We start from the raw sequence: 14,461 nt of genomic DNA, 5'->3' as shown, positions 1-14,461 counted from the left end.
GAAACCAACGACCTTCAATGGTAGTGCAACTCGGTCGCTTTCCCGCGAAACACCCGGTAAGAAAACGCCGTGTACAGCAGTATTACTGGAATCACGATTACGGCTCCCACCAGAATAAACTGCAGGGATTCCCGTGCACTGGCCGCCTCCCAGATATTCATCTGCCCGGGAACGATTTCCGGAAAAAAGCTGAATCCAATCCCGCTGAAACACAGGGTGAAAATCCCCACCACAATGGCGAAGGGCACGGCGCTGTGGCGATCATCGGCCTTGGGCAGACGCGCCAGCAGTATGTCGTTGCAGACAAACCCCAGGAAACACAGCGCCGGGATCAGCAGCACAAACATCACCAGTGGAAAGGTAAACCAGCGGTCGAAAACGCCGGGGTTCACCAGCGGGTTGATAGCGCACACGGCAATCACGCCCACCAGGGAGGCGCGGCCAGCCAGGCGGGCCCAGCGCACTGCCCGTGCCTGCAGGGTGCCTTCGGTTTTCAGTACCAGCCACGCGGCTCCAATATAGCTGTAAGCCGCGGTGACACCGAGTGCGGATACTCCGCAGAAAAGCAGTGACGGCAGGCTCTGGTCGAAGCCCATTACATATTGCCCGAGCATATAGCCCTGGGTAAGCGTGGTCAGAAGGGAGCCGATTTTGAAGGTTCGGTCCCAGGCCAGCTTGTGGTCCACTGCCGCCTTGGCGCGGAAGTCGAAGGCCACCCCGCGCATGATCAGACCGATCAACATGATTGCGACGGGAATATACAGGTGCATCAGGATCAGGCTGTGGGCCGCGGGGAAGGCAATCAGCAACAGCCCGATAGCCAGTACCAGCCAGGTTTCGTTGGCATCCCAGAACGGGCCGATGGAGGCAATCATGGTGTCCCGCTGCAGCTCGTCCTGTGCGCCCATTGGCAACAGGATACCCACGCCCAGGTCGTAGCCATCGAGAATCGCGTAGGCCAGTACCGCCACACCCATCAATGCGATAAAGACCACCGGCAACCAGTCGCCGCTGTGGTTGATCATCTCGTTCATACTGTACCTCCACGAGTGTCGATGTGGGTTTGCGAGTGGGGCAGATTGGTCAGGCTGCCATCCGCTACCGGCTCGGCGGTTTCAAATTCCTCCACGGTGACCGACTTGAGCGCCATACGTTTCAGGGTGTGGATATAGGCCCACATTAGAATCACATACACGGTCAGGTAGAGCGCGAGGGAAAGACCCACGTTGGCGGGTGCCACCGGGGTTACCGCATCCGCGGTTTTAAGAATCCCGGTAACCAGCCAGGGTTGCCGCCCTACCTCGGTGACGTACCAGCCTGCGAGAGTGGCGACCCAGCCAGAGAAGGTCATGGCTACCAGCAGCTTGAGAAAAATTGGTGGCAGCGATTTCTTGCGGCGCAGCAGATAGCAGCCGGTCCAGGCGGTGGCCAGCATCAGCAGGCCCATCCCCACCATAATGCGGAAGCCGAAAAACAGCGGTTTTACCGGTGGGTGATCGCCTTCAAATTCGTTGAGCCCGCGAATTTCGCCGTCCGGTTCATGGGTAAGGATCAGGCTGGCGAGACTGGGGATACCCACGGCAAAGTCGTTGCTGCGGGTTTCTTCATTGGGCACGGCGAATAGCAGCAGCGGTGCGCCGCGCTCGGTCTCCCACACACCTTCCATGGCAGCGATTTTCTGCGGCTGATGTTCAAAGGTATTCAGTCCGTGTAGGTCGCCCACAAAGGCCTGCAATGGCGCGAGTATGGCGGCCAGAATCAGGCCTGTTTTCAGTGCCAGCCGCGGCGCCTGCTTTCCGTCGCCCTTCAGAATCCGGTAGGCGGAAAGTCCGCAGACAAAAAATGCCGCAGTGAGGCCGGAGGCCAGCAGCATATGCGCCAGCCGGTAGGGGAAGGAGGGATTGAAGATCACCTCCAGCCAGCTGGTGGCATGCACAACACCATCGCGGATTTCATAGCCGGCCGGTGTCTGCATCCAGGAATTGAGCGCGAGAATCCAGAAGGCAGAAAGCGTTGTGCCGATGGCGACCATCAACGCGGCGAAAGTGTGTACCTTGCTGGGTACCCGCTTGATCCCGAACAACATGATGCCGAGAAAGGTCGCTTCGAGAAAAAATGCAGTCAGTACTTCATAGCCCAGTAAGGGCCCTGCAATATTGCCCACGGTTTCCATATATCCGGGCCAGTTGGTGCCGAACTGGAACGACATGGTGATACCACTTACCACGCCAAGGGCAAACGTCAGTGCGAAAATTTTTACCCAGAAGCGATAGGCTCGCATCCACACCGGGTTGTCGGTGAGATCGAAGCGCAATTTGAAAAAGAACAGAATCCAGCAGAGAGCAATGGTGATGGTAGGGAAGAGAATATGAAAGCTGATATTGGCAGCGAACTGTATGCGCGAAAGGATCAGAGTATCCAGCATGGGCACCTCTTTAAAACCGCCGCGGTCGGAGTGGCCGGGGCGTAAAACTGGGCGCGGCAGGATTTATCCCGGTGCCGCGGACCGGGGCGGTGTTGGCTGTAGAAGAAGCGTATAAGAAAGATTGGGTCGACTATTTGCGTGCTGGGGCTTTCTTCGCCCCGGCCTTACCCGCAGCCCCTGTCGCCCTGGATTTCAGTTCCAGCAGCTTGCTGAGTCCGGAGCCCAACTTCATCAGCTTGAGCAGGTCCTTTTCATCCAGCTTGCTCAGGGTATTGGCGAACTGGTCGAGCATTTCCAGCAGGCTGTAAACCTCCTGGATTTTCTTCTGCGCCTCGGCCTCCTGCTCGTCACCGGGCTCCGTCAGGAGCAACTGGCGCAATAGAGTAAGTGTCGGGTCCAGCTCGCGTTTGCGCCGCTCCTCGAATACGGTGCGCGCCAGGTCCCAGATAGAGCCTGCCGCGGTAAAGTAATCCTTGCGGTCACCCGGCTGGTGGTGCAGCTCAATCAGGCGCCAGGCCTGCAGTTCCTTGAGCCCCATGCTCACGTTGCCGCGGCTGATCTTCAGCGCTTCCGCCAGTTGATCGGCGTTTACCGGCTCGCTGTGAATGGTCAGCAGTGCAAACATCTGCCCAACGGTCCGGTTGAATCCCCAGCGGCTACCCATTTCGCCGAAGTGCAGTACGAAGGCCTGAGCCTGACTGGAAAGTTTCATTAGTTTTGGTTTCTTCTTAACTTTCAGAAATTTCTGAAAATTGTAAAGCTGTTTTGATCTGTGTCAAGTAATTATCAGGTGCCGTGTCGGGCGCGGGTGAGCCAGTCCGAGGGCACCAGGAAGCCCCGGCTCAGTTCGCCGTGGTGATTGACCGCGGCTACACAGATGGGACCGCGAGTGAGATGTGCCTCTGCCACGGGGAAGGACGGCGGCGGCTGCTCAGGTTCGGCGGAGGCCAGCCAGCAGGTTTTAGGTAGCAGCCACCAGTCCCCCTGTCCGGACAGGCGGGTGTGGAAGCTGGCCAGATCCGCCCACCAGAAGCGCCTGGTTTGAGGGCTTTCGGCTGGGGACAGCGGGTGGAAAAGTCGGCCGGGCATCACCGCCCACTGCCTGTCGATGGATAGCCCCGAGGTGTCTAACCAGGCCGAGGCGATGGCACTGTGGGCGATCGGCAACTGGTGGTCGCGCATGCGTGCGAGTTTGATAGCCAGCCGGTCCCTGAGCCCGGGCCCCACCCAGTCATTGTCCACCTGCAGGTAAAATTTCAGCGCAACTTCCCAGTGCTCGAGCACATCGTCGGGCTTGTAGTGCACTACAAAATCCAGCTCGCCAAGGGTCCTGCCCTGGTCGCGAATGGGAAGGTTGTTGGCCTCCAGGGCGTAGTCCGGGTGGTGGGTAAACGCGAAGGCCCACAGGCGCTCAAAGTAGATTCCGAGGCGGTGGCTGTTGTGCTGCTCCAGTTGTGCGAGCAGGGCGGGTTCCAGTTGCGTCTTGATTTCAGGGCGGGAAAAGAACTGCGTGAGTGCCTGGTGCCGGTGTGGCGGCAGCCAGGGAAGGGAAAAATTAGGTGCGATATCCGGCGCACCCAGAGCCCACAGGAAATTGTGCCAGTGATTTGGCGTCCGTGTGGGGAGAGCGGCGGGGCGGTTGCGGGGGCCTGGGCTGGACATGGCCGGAGTATAGGGAATTACACTCGAGCCCGAAACAGCTGCGCTATCACTACATTACCCAGTACATTACCACTTGAAACGGAAGCCGAAGGTCAGTTGCACGCTATCGCTGTCACCGAGGTTTTCCACACTGCTGGCATAGTCCACTTCACCATAGACCGAACAGCGATCGCCGCACTGGTCGTAGGTAAAGCCCAGCCCCAGCTGCGCCCACCACTCGTCCCGCGCCTGATACAGAGAAGTGCCGGAGACGTTTACTTCCGTTTTATCATCGAAGTAGTAGTAGGTATTGGCAATGGCGTATAAGCCGATGCGCTCCAGCAGCAGATTGCCATACATATTGCGGTTGACGCGCTGGCTCACCCGTTGCTCAAACGCCAGTCCGAACCGGGCAAAACCTCCCTGATTTTCGGTATCCTCTAGGCGCACTCCGTAGGGGTCGTGATTATCGTCGATATCCTCAGCGGTATACGCCAACTGTATCTGTGGGGTCAGCGAATAAAAATCGCAGAGCTTGAAGCTGTGCCCGCCCTCCACGGAAAAATTGAATCCGATGGCGTCATTGCCGGTACCCAGATACCAGAGCTCTCTCGAGTAGAGGTCGGAGTCAAACCAGTTGAATTGCGCCTGTAGATCGATGTAGCTACTCTGACTGCCGTACCAGGTCAGGGTGCTGCCGATACCCCAGTTGTAAGTATCGATATCTCCCTGGCCAAAGTAGCTGTCCAGCTCGGTACTCCCGTAACCGTACTGAGCAAAAATGCCGAGCATCAACCGCCCGCGGTATACCGAGGGGTCAAAGGAAAAATCCGAGCCGATCTGCACCTGTCCGAAGTCCTGCTGCCAGTGCGCGTTAGCAGTGGACTCTTCCGGGGCGTTGTCGTTGTAAACCGTGTTGACTCGCATCCACAGGCCGCCGCCATCGATGGTGCGCTCCACCGCATCGCCGTAACAGCAGATGCCGCGGTCTTTGAAACTGGTGCCCGCCCAGAAGCGATTACCCACGCGCTTGCGCAGGGTAGTGGGCTGGTTCATCCGGCGCAGAGCCTGGGCGTAGGTTTCGTAGAGTACGGCCCCCGGCTGCCAGCGGGGGACCAGCTGACCGCTGTCGTTGAACGGGTCCGGCAGAGTGGAGCGCAAATACCAGTTTCCGTCCTCAGGATCGCTCTGGTCCCCATAGTGCAGGGTATAGCCATAGGCGCCGCCAACCGTGACGGGCTGGCCGTCATAGCCGATATACTCGCCGTCCAGGGTGAATGCATCCGGTGATGAGTTCCCCGCAACATCAATGATCTTGATGCCGTCGCCAGTGGTCTCGGCGCCATCACCAGCAAAATTGTAAATCCGCACAAACGTATGGCCGGCGGTATCTCCCGCCACCTTCAGTAGATCGGTGGGGCTGTCGTCGCCGGCAAGCGTGGTTTCCATCCATAGTCGGCCGTCGTCGCCGGTGTAATTGCCGAAGCGACCGTCGTCGTGAGGAGCGAGCGTCAGCTGGTTAAAGCGTCCATCGTTCATCCACAGGGTGCCGGCATTGACGACATCGCCGTGGATGGTAAACGCTCTGGGAATAAATTCGACCACACCACCCCGGCGGATGGTCAGCCCCAGGCGCTCGCCGTTGGCCGCGGTTCCACCGCCCACCGCGAGAGTGCCGAAAAAATCAATTTTCGAGCTGCCGTTGACGATCACCTGCTCCCAGTTTTGCAGCAGCCGGCCGTCCAGGTCGTGATCGAGAACGAATTTGATGCTGTCGATATAGCCATCGTCGGCAGTCAGATCGTCGCCGCCGTCGAACAGGGTGGTCGCGTCGTAGGCGAAAGAGTCCACGCGGGCGGTATCAGACCCGTCGCCACCGATAAAGTGCTCGATAACCCCTTCGTCGTAGTGAAAGGTGTCATCCCCGGCGCCCATGTCAGCGCGGTGAAAAATATACCCCTCGTCCAGTATCAGTGTGTCGTCGCCGTCGCCGGTCAGTACTTCAAACGCGACGCCATCGAGAATTTCGACGTAGTCGTTGCCCGCGCCGGTGTGGATACCGCCGGAAAAATAATTGCCAATTTTCGAGCTGCGTCCATCCACAATCACCGTGTCGTTTCCGGCACCGGTGGCGAGATTGGTATCGATCTCACCTTCGAAGATTTCCACCCTATCGTGGCCGGTACCCGTATCCACGGTGCCCAGGGTTACCGAATCAATGGCGACAGAATCACTTCCGCCGAGGGTACTGACATCCGCACCTTCGGGATCATTGTCCGGATCGCAAAGGATCTGGTCCGGTCCTTCTGTGCCGATATTGCCCGGTGTACAGTCCGCTCTTGCGCCAGCGGAAAATAGGGTGCTGAGGATAAACCCGATAGCCACTGGCAGCAGCGCGGCAGCCTGCGCCCGCCCACTAGAATTCATAGGTGATACCCAGATTCAGAGTCCATGGATTGACTTCAAAGTCCGAGTAGAGCCGTTGGTAGCCCGGGTTCGATGTGTAGGTGACGATCGTATCGGCGTTGGCATCGGTATAGATAACCGCTGCATTGATCAGCCAGGAACGGGCCATGCCGCGACCCAGGCGCCAGTCGATACCCAGTTGCGCACTGGCACCCCAGCTGTGGCTCATGCCGAAGTCGCTGGGGCCGGAGGCGATGTCGCTATCGATCAGGAAGTCCTGGAATTCCGTGGTGAGATCGCCGTCGTAAAAATCCGAGTAGTTGAGGCCAATACCCAGGTAGGGTTGGCCCAGACACTCCAGATCCATCATGTACCAGTTGATAAAGAGATTGGCGGAAGATGCGCTGAAGCGCCCGAAGTCGATGCGCTCGTATCCCGGGCGCCCTTTCAAGTGGTCCAGCCGCAGATTGAAATTCGCTCCGTCCGTATACATCAGCTCAACGCCGAAATAGGGTAGCGGGCGCCAGACCCCGGAAATATTCCAGCCCACATCATCCTCGATATGCCACTCCGTGCGATAGAGGTTCCAGTCCTGGAAGATGTGGTATTTCAGGGAGGTATTGTTGTCATCGGGGTAAATGAAACTGGCACCCACCCGTGCGTAAAAACGTTTGAGGTCCACATCGGAAACAGGAATCTGTGCGTGCGCCAAAAGCGGGAACAGGAATGTTATGCAAGCGGCCAGCCTGAGACTTTTCATTGTTAACTCCGTTTAACACCGATTAGCCCGGCTTATGCGTTATTGGCCAACGGTCTTTGTAACAGCTTGTGTGGCGCGGCATTTATTGAGCTGTGGGCTGCCAGAGGAATTTCTAGGGGCACCTGTAAAAGTAGCAGGAGGGGCGGAGGTTGCAGGGAAATTGGTGACCGGAGGTGGCGGCTCAGGCGCCATGAGAAAATGGCGCCAGGCAGTTAAAGTGAAGAGGGGAATAGCTGTGTGCTGGAACTAGGCAAGCGCAAATTCAATTTTCCGACGTTCCATATCCACCCGCATGACGCGTACTCGCACTACGTCGCCAATTCCGAAACCGGTTTTATTGCGCTCGCCGCGCAGGCGCTGCTGGCCGGCATCGAAGTGGTAGTAGTCTTTGGTCAGTGCCGAGATGTGAATAAGCCCCTCCACCCGGGTTTCTTCAATTTCCACAAACAGGCCGAAATTCATTACGCTGCTGACCACACCCTCAAAAGTCTCTCCAATAAAATCCTGCATATATTCACACTTGAGCCAGGCGTCCACATCCCAGCTGGCCTTATCAGCGCGTCGCGATGCCTGGGAGCAATGGGATGCGAGTGAAGTGACCACAGATTTCGGATAAGGATAAGCCGTCCCTGAATCCAGAACTGGCGCGCCCGCAAAGCGGCGAATGGAAATTGCGGTGCGACCTTTAAAGAGCTGCGCAAGGCGGCGTAGCAGAGGGCGACCTTTCTGTGACCGGATAACGGAGCGGATGGCCCTGTGCACAAGTAAGTCGGGGTAGCGACGGATTGGAGAGGTAAAGTGGGTATAGGCCGCATAAGCCAGGCCAAAATGCCCGCTGTTGGCCGCACTGTATTCCGCCTGGCTCAGAGAACGCAGTAGCATGGTACGTATGGTCTGGGCGTCTTTGCGTTCCGCGATGTTTTTGAGTATCTGGTCGTAGTGCGCAGGTGCAGGTTTATCGCCGCCACCAAGTTTCAGACCTCGGGAGGCGAGGAACTCACGCAACAGCGCCAGTTTCTTGTCACGGGGACCGTCGTGTACCCGGAAGAGTGACGGAATTTTCTCCCGCTTGAGGAAATCTGCAGTAGCCACATTGGCGCTTAGCATGAACTCTTCGATCATCTTATGTGCATCGTTTCGCACTACCGGGATAATCCGCTCAATTTTCCTATCCCCGGTAAATTCGAAGCGCACTTCCGTTTTTTCAAAATCCATTGCGCCACGCTTGTCCCGCGCTTTTTTCAGAACCCCATAGAGCTGATGCAGTGCGCGCACGGGAGTGGTCACGTCTTTGAGCGATTTGTCTGCGCCTTGCCCGTCGCTGGACAGGGGGGCGGTAATAAAAGTATTCACCTGCTGGTAGGTGAGCCGGGCGTGGGAGTGGATGATACCTTCGGAAAAGGTATAGCTTGCCAGCTTGCCGTGCTTGTCGATGGTCATCTCGCACACCATTACCAGTCTGTCTACCCGCGGGTTCAGTGAGCAGAGACCATTGGAGAGGGATTCCGGCAACATGGGCACCACACGCCCGGGAAAATAGACGGAGGTGGCGCGGTGTTGCGCCTCTTTGTCGAGAGAGCTGTCTGGCTTTACATAGTGGGATACATCGGCGATCGCCACGAAGAGGCGCCAGTGGCCCGCGTCTGTTTTTTCGCAGTAGACGGCATCGTCAAAGTCTCTGGCATCCTCACCGTCGATTGTGACAAAGGGCAGGTGGCGTAAATCTGCGCGATGCTGCTTGTCACTCTCGGGTACTCTGTCACCAAGCTGCAGCGCCTCCTGTGCCGCCGCCGCAGGCCAGATGTACGGTATGCCGTGGGTACGGATAGCGATATCGATCTCCATTCCGGGGGCCATGGCATCGCCGAGAACCTCGGTGACTCTGCCGAACGCATTGTAGCGATGGGTGGGAAAATCGATAATATCGACCGCGATGTATTGCCCCGGAGTGGCTCCCATCAACTGGCTGGCGTCGAGGTCAATTTCGTGGGTGATACGGCTGTTTTCCGGCTTGAGGTAATACTGGCCTTCCTCCTGCTGAAGGCGGCCAATCAGCCGTTGGGTATTGCGCTCCAGTACTCGTATAATTGCACCGGTTTTTCGGCCGCGGCGATCTTCGCCGCTGATACGCACCTGTACTTGGTCGCCATCAAATACCGTCAACATCTCGTCGTCCGGTAAAAACAGGTCTTCGCTGGAAGCGTCACTCTTTACAAAGCCAAAGCCGTCCGGGTGACCAATAACGTGACCGCTGATCAATTCGTCGGGATTTATCAGACTGTAGCCCTCGTGACGGTCCCACTGTACCTGGCCATCTCGCTCCATGGCACGCAGGCGACGACGGAGGGCCTCTTGTTGGTCAGGGTCGGAAAGCTGAAGGACCTGGGCCAATTGATCGCGGTTGAGCGCCTTCTGGTTTTTTTCCAGTAAGCTCATAATAAACGCGCGGGTGGGAATCGGGTTGCTGTACTTTTCTTTGTCGGCCGGATCAAACGCGGCCACTGGGGTCTTTCGCATAGTTTGCTCTCGTAGAAACCGCCAGGAAGATTGTGCTAGGTAAGAACTTGAAAATTGTGGGAGGTAAATCAGGTGTTACTTGGCAAGGCAGGTTGGCGGAAATCGCTCAACGGGAGTTGAGTCGGTAATTGTCGGTGACAACCAATCTATATCAATTATAGACGTCGTCGCTCAGGTTGGGGCACCGAAGAAAGTGCTCCCAACAGGCGCGGTCAGGCCGCGCAGCAGCAACCCCGGAAGGGGCTGCTGGCACCAGAGGGCTCAGGCGCAAACGATATTTTCAGCTTGCGGGCCTTTCGGGCCCTGAGTTACGGAGAACTCGACCTTTTGGCCTTCGGTCAGTGTTTTGAATCCGGAGCTCGCAATCGCACTGAAATGTGCGAAGACGTCCGGGCCAGACTGCTGTTCGATAAAGCCAAAGCCTTTGGTCTCGTTAAACCATTTGACGGTGCCGGTAGTAGTGTTGGACATGATCATTCCTGTAAACAAAATAGGGTACGCCTTCATTAGGCATGAATAGCAAAAATAAAGACTTGAATTTAGATGCTACAGGACGAAGAAAACTGCTACGACGAAACTGAGGATTTAAACAGGAGGCTTACTTTTTAACTGACTCCACTGTAGGCCCGTCGGTGGAACAAGTCAAAGGATTTCGCGTTATCTGCGATTTAGTGAGTAAATACGGGGGGCCGCGGAAGCATCATTTTTTGACGCGGTAGTCAGGACTCTTCGATAGCGTCGTTTAAAACCACACACTTATGTACAGCACGTCTTTTACCCGCCTGCGAGAGCGAGAACTCGCAAAATCCACCAAACCCTTTCTTGCCAAAGGAAAAAGCGTTCGACGCTGCAGCAGCTGCCAGATGGGTGCGTTTGCCTGCATGTGTGCATGGCGACCGCCGGCCGGTGCAGTACAAGCCAGCGTGGAATTTGTGCTGTTGATCCACCGCAAGGAACTGTTCAAGCCGACCAATACCGGCCGCTTGATTGTGGACGCCTTTCCCGACACTCCGGTCTTCCTGTGGAGCCGACTTCAAGCGCCGCAGGAGTTAACGGGTATTCTGCAGGACCCCGCGCGTAACTGTTTCGTGGTGTTTCCCGCAGATGGTACAGAAAACTGTGCACGCGATGTGGTGCGCGAGATCCCGCGGAGCGAAAAGAAAACCACATTGATCCTGTTGGATGGTACCTGGAAGCAGTGCAGTCGAATGATCGGACTGAGCCGCTGGCTGGATGAGGTTCCCTGCCTGAGCCTGCCGGAATCGCTGGTGCGATCCTACGCGGTACGGGACTCGGGCAGAAATCATCGTTTTTCCACTGCGGAAGCGGCCATCAGTTGTCTGCTGTTGACCGGAGAAGAGAAGTCGGCGCTAACCCTGCAGAAGTATTTCGGAGTATTCAACCAACACTATCTGGCGACGCGCGGCTGCTATCCGCCAGAGCGTGGCGAATGCCATGAGCAATTGGAGAAACTTTTGGCGGGATAATCTATAAAAAAGGGGAGAGCGGTTTGCTCTCCCCCTGTGGGGCTGACATTCAGAGCTGCCAGAAATTATCGATCAGAAGTTATAGGTCACCTTGCCGTAAATAAAACGGCCGCGGGGATCATGCTGACTGGATACGTATCCGTACAGATCCGAATCGCCGTCGCCAATGGCAAAAGGCGGCTCCTCGTCGAAGGCGTTATCTGCACCGAGGCTCAGCACCATATCCTCAAATCCCGTATAGCGGGCCTGAAGGTTGACCGTCATAAACGCATCCACCATACGGGACTTGTTGGTGTCGTAATCCAGCGTGCCATCGAAATCGATATCCGGGGTATCCTCAAACTCGCCCACATAATTCAGGCCCACGGTAAACGCGAATGTATCTCGCGCCCAGTCCGCAGATGCTGCCCAGCGGTGCTCGGGGTACTCGTATTCACCGGCCAGATCGCGGCTGATAAACGCATCGCCGGCAGAGTTGAGTTCCACCCGCTCGAATTCCGTCAGATAGGAGTAATCCAGACGCAGGCCGAGATCGCCACCGGCTACCGTGAGTGCGGAATACACCACGCTCAGGTCAATACCGGAAACATTCTGTTCGCCAATATTGATAAAGCCGCTATTGATGGATTGCAGCGAACCGAGAGACTCGCCGGGAAGTGGTGCAGAACGCACACAGACGCTGCTGTTCTGATCGTTACAGAACTGGCTGTAAAGGTAACCAAACGGTACCTCATCAATCTTGCCTTCCTGGGTAATGCGCCAGATATCCAGGGACATCTGCATACCATCAATCGGCTTAAGCACTGCCCCCAGGTTGAAGGATTCGGATTCCTCCGCTTCCAGATCCGGGTTTCCGGAGAACACGATGTTGTAGTCAGTACTCGCACAGTAGGCATCGTTGATGGCGCAGCCGTAGGTATCGGTGAAGAACTGCGATTCCTGAGATGGCCCCAGTCCGATTTGCGCGAGCGAGGGTGCACGGAATCCGGTGCCCCAGGAGGCGCGCAGAGATAATTGCTCATTGGCGGTCCACAGCAGGTTGGCCATCGGATTGCTGGTGCTGCCGAAATCACTGTAATCGTCGTAGCGCCCCGCCAGGGTCAGATCCAGGCTGGCAGCCAGGGGGATGGCGAACTCCAAAAATGCGGAGTTGATGTCGCGGCTGGCGGCCGCGGAGACCGACTCGGTACCGAAAATAAGACCGCGCTGGAACTGGTCATCGGGAATATCGGAAGCACTTTCCTCGCGCCGCTCGATCCCCGCCGCCATGGCCACGGCACCGTTGCTGGTATCGAACAGCTCGCCGTTTATGGTGAAGTCCATACCGCGCAGTTCCGACTTGCCCTGACGTACCAGGCTGGTGGTAATGGCATCAATGACAGACTGCGGGTTCTGCACACCGCCGAAGGGGTTGTAGCGGCCCGCATCGATTTCCTGCTGTAACAGGTCGGTGCGCACCCAGCCCTGAGAGCGGTCACCGGTCTGGGTGGATTCACTGCGCGAGCGCTGTACCGAAGCCTCCCAGTTCCAGTCTGCGAAATTACCGCGCAGACCGAACACGCCACGCAGATTGTCGGTCTCGATATCCCACTGCCGGGCACCGGCATCCACTGTACGGTAGCGGCCGATATCCACGTTGGTTGCACTGGTAAAGGGATTGTCCGGGTGTGTCACCGGTACGGTCAGACCGGCGTCTTCGTCCAGTGGCGTCGGTGCACCCTGAGCTATGGATGTATTGTGCTGCACCGCGATTTCACTGAAGAACTCCACACTGTCGCTCAACTGCGCGTGGCCGAGCATCAGCACGCCGGTGCGCTCCGCCTCCGGTGTCAGCAGTGTCCAGGGGCCGTAGTCATACACACAGGTGGCACCGAAGGCGCTGTCTGCCGGGCAGTCGGGATCGATCGTGGTCTCACCATCCACAATAAAGCGGCCTGGATAACCCCGCGACGAACGGAAATCCATACCACCGCGCGGTGCCTGGTTTGCGGTATCCAGTCCGGGGCGCTCCACGCTGGCCAGTGTGGAATTCGAGCGGTGATCAAAAATCAGCGTCAGGTTGGAATCCTCACCGTTGACACCCCAGATCGCCGATACCGACTGCTCGTCATAGCCATCGGCGCCGCCAAAGTCGGCGGAAACCTCCGCGCCCTCAAAATCCTTGCGCAGCACCAGATTCACTACTCCCGCCACGGCATCGGATCCGTAAATCGCCGAAGCACCATCCTTCAATACTTCCACCCGCTCAACGGCGGCGATGGGAATACTGTTGATGTCGACAAAGTTGGTGGTGATGCTTTCGGCAAAGGCACTGATCGCCACCCGTTTCCCATTGACCAGTACCAGGGTCGCATCCGCCCCCATACCACGCAGGCTGACAGCCGCAGCCCCGTTGGCGGTGGAATCCTGGTTATTTCCCCGGGTCGAAAAGGTGCCGTTACCGGCCGCCGGGTTTTTCTCGAACATCTGTTGCAGATTGGTGTAGCCGGATTTTTCGATGGCATCGCGATCCATTACCTGAATAGGTGTCGCGGTCTCAAACTCCGCATTGCGCTGAATCCGCGAGCCCACAACCGCAACCTCCTCCATCGTGTTTGCGGTTTCCTCGGCGGCAGACAGCATTTGCGGAGCTGCTGATGTGGTAAGCGCGATGATGGCGCTCGAAAGAACATTGCGGCGTGATATTGCTTTTTCCATGGTTGTTACTCGTCCTGAATTATTTGTTATTTTGAGTGACCGAAACTGCATGGCCGTTCAATAGCACGAGCAACACTAACAATGGTGTAACAGTGTGGCAATTAGGCTGTAACGCTTTTATGACGTTAATTGTGATGGGTTGATGGTGGTTGTGTTGATTGTGTGATGGGGGTTTCGTTTAAAGGGGGAGTTCGACGACAGGGCGTGTAGTGAAATTTTATCAAGGGAATGATAAGTCTCAGCACGTTAAATCTGTAAGACAGTCTGTGGCTATCTTAGTGCGTGGGGCGCGAAGATCGAATCCGATACTTTGTATTCTTTTCGCGACAGTTCGGTTAAAAAACTGCAGCCTTTCGGTTGCAGGCTTTTGTTGTTTGGTTGGATAGCGGGAGTCGAAAAGTGTTTAGGAGTCCTCGTATTTACTGATGGCATGTTCGTCAGCTAGCGATGAGTAAGCGATCAGTCTTCCCCGCCCTCGACGCGAGTATTGCTTTCAGGTAGCCCAGCAGCCCTGATCTTCCACGGTAG

Annotated in this window: 10 protein-coding genes; 1 reads left to right on the top strand and 9 read right to left on the bottom strand. The window is 56.7% G+C overall.

Annotated elements, in window-relative coordinates:
* Nucleotides 1–14: 14 nt before the first annotated feature.
* The 8 genes from cydB to AAFH99_RS15965 all read right to left on the bottom strand — a co-directional run bounded on the left by cydB (nucleotide 15) and on the right by AAFH99_RS15965 (nucleotide 10,220).
* Complete coding sequence (cydB, locus tag AAFH99_RS16000; protein WP_406828234.1) at nucleotides 15–1,034, bottom strand: cytochrome d ubiquinol oxidase subunit II; 1,020 nt, start codon at nucleotides 1,032–1,034, stop codon at nucleotides 15–17.
* Nucleotides 1,031–2,425, bottom strand: coding sequence for a cytochrome ubiquinol oxidase subunit I (locus AAFH99_RS15995; RefSeq protein ID WP_406828233.1), 1,395 nt, complete (start codon nucleotides 2,423–2,425; stop codon nucleotides 1,031–1,033). The genes cydB and AAFH99_RS15995 overlap by 4 nt, the downstream gene beginning before the upstream one ends.
* A gap of 130 nt (nucleotides 2,426–2,555) precedes the next feature.
* Nucleotides 2,556–3,137 carry a GbsR/MarR family transcriptional regulator gene (locus AAFH99_RS15990; protein ID WP_043319162.1) on the bottom strand — a complete coding sequence of 194 codons (582 nt, stop codon included), beginning with the start codon at nucleotides 3,135–3,137 and terminating at the stop codon, nucleotides 2,556–2,558.
* Nucleotides 3,138–3,211: 74 nt separating this feature from the next.
* A complete protein-coding gene (locus AAFH99_RS15985; protein ID WP_406828232.1) occupies nucleotides 3,212–4,087 on the bottom strand; it encodes a DUF1853 family protein in 876 nt (291 codons plus the stop codon).
* Nucleotides 4,088–4,153: 66 nt separating this feature from the next.
* Nucleotides 4,154–6,493 carry an autotransporter outer membrane beta-barrel domain-containing protein gene (locus AAFH99_RS15980; protein WP_043319160.1) on the bottom strand — a complete coding sequence of 780 codons (2,340 nt, stop codon included), beginning with the start codon at nucleotides 6,491–6,493 and terminating at the stop codon, nucleotides 4,154–4,156.
* On the bottom strand, nucleotides 6,483–7,232 hold the full coding sequence (locus tag AAFH99_RS15975; RefSeq protein ID WP_406828231.1) for an OmpW/AlkL family protein: 750 nt from the start codon (nucleotides 7,230–7,232) through the stop codon (nucleotides 6,483–6,485). Before AAFH99_RS15975 ends, AAFH99_RS15980 begins: the two co-directional genes overlap by 11 nt.
* 246 nt (nucleotides 7,233–7,478) lie before the next feature.
* A complete protein-coding gene (gene rnr, locus AAFH99_RS15970) occupies nucleotides 7,479–9,749 on the bottom strand; it encodes a ribonuclease R (RefSeq protein WP_043319156.1) in 2,271 nt (756 codons plus the stop codon).
* Nucleotides 9,750–10,010: 261 nt separating this feature from the next.
* Complete coding sequence (locus AAFH99_RS15965) at nucleotides 10,011–10,220, bottom strand: cold-shock protein (RefSeq protein WP_043319154.1); 210 nt, start codon at nucleotides 10,218–10,220, stop codon at nucleotides 10,011–10,013.
* Nucleotides 10,221–10,507: 287 nt separating this feature from the next.
* On the opposite strand from AAFH99_RS15965, the gene AAFH99_RS15960 reads away from it, so the two are divergent.
* Complete coding sequence (locus AAFH99_RS15960) at nucleotides 10,508–11,236, top strand: tRNA-uridine aminocarboxypropyltransferase (protein ID WP_043319152.1); 729 nt, start codon at nucleotides 10,508–10,510, stop codon at nucleotides 11,234–11,236.
* Between the two features lie 72 nt (nucleotides 11,237–11,308).
* On the opposite strand, the gene AAFH99_RS15955 is transcribed toward AAFH99_RS15960, so the two are convergent.
* On the bottom strand, nucleotides 11,309–13,933 hold the full coding sequence (locus tag AAFH99_RS15955) for a TonB-dependent receptor (protein ID WP_406828230.1): 2,625 nt from the start codon (nucleotides 13,931–13,933) through the stop codon (nucleotides 11,309–11,311).
* Between the last annotated feature and the right edge of the window lie 528 nt (nucleotides 13,934–14,461).

Origin of the sequence: Microbulbifer sp. ARAS458-1 (genome assembly GCF_045348205.1) — a bacterium.
Classification (GTDB): domain Bacteria; phylum Pseudomonadota; class Gammaproteobacteria; order Pseudomonadales; family Cellvibrionaceae; genus Microbulbifer.
This window is presented reverse-complemented; position numbering and strand designations above follow the sequence as displayed.

Excerpts from the sequence above, each read along its gene's own strand:
- cydB (WP_406828234.1), bottom strand. The coding sequence starts at position 1,034 with ATGAACGAGATGATCAACCACAGCGGCGACTGGTTGCCGGTGGTCTTT.
- AAFH99_RS15995 (WP_406828233.1), bottom strand. The coding sequence starts at position 2,425 with ATGCTGGATACTCTGATCCTTTCGCGCATACAGTTCGCTGCCAATATC.
- AAFH99_RS15990 (WP_043319162.1), bottom strand. The coding sequence starts at position 3,137 with ATGAAACTTTCCAGTCAGGCTCAGGCCTTCGTACTGCACTTCGGCGAA.
- AAFH99_RS15985 (WP_406828232.1), bottom strand. The coding sequence starts at position 4,087 with ATGTCCAGCCCAGGCCCCCGCAACCGCCCCGCCGCTCTCCCCACACGG.
- AAFH99_RS15980 (WP_043319160.1), bottom strand. The coding sequence starts at position 6,493 with ATGAATTCTAGTGGGCGGGCGCAGGCTGCCGCGCTGCTGCCAGTGGCT.
- AAFH99_RS15975 (WP_406828231.1), bottom strand. The coding sequence starts at position 7,232 with ATGAAAAGTCTCAGGCTGGCCGCTTGCATAACATTCCTGTTCCCGCTT.
- rnr (WP_043319156.1), bottom strand. The coding sequence starts at position 9,749 with ATGCGAAAGACCCCAGTGGCCGCGTTTGATCCGGCCGACAAAGAAAAG.
- AAFH99_RS15965 (WP_043319154.1), bottom strand. The coding sequence starts at position 10,220 with ATGTCCAACACTACTACCGGCACCGTCAAATGGTTTAACGAGACCAAA.
- AAFH99_RS15960 (WP_043319152.1), top strand. The coding sequence starts at position 10,508 with ATGTACAGCACGTCTTTTACCCGCCTGCGAGAGCGAGAACTCGCAAAA.
- AAFH99_RS15955 (WP_406828230.1), bottom strand. The coding sequence starts at position 13,933 with ATGGAAAAAGCAATATCACGCCGCAATGTTCTTTCGAGCGCCATCATC.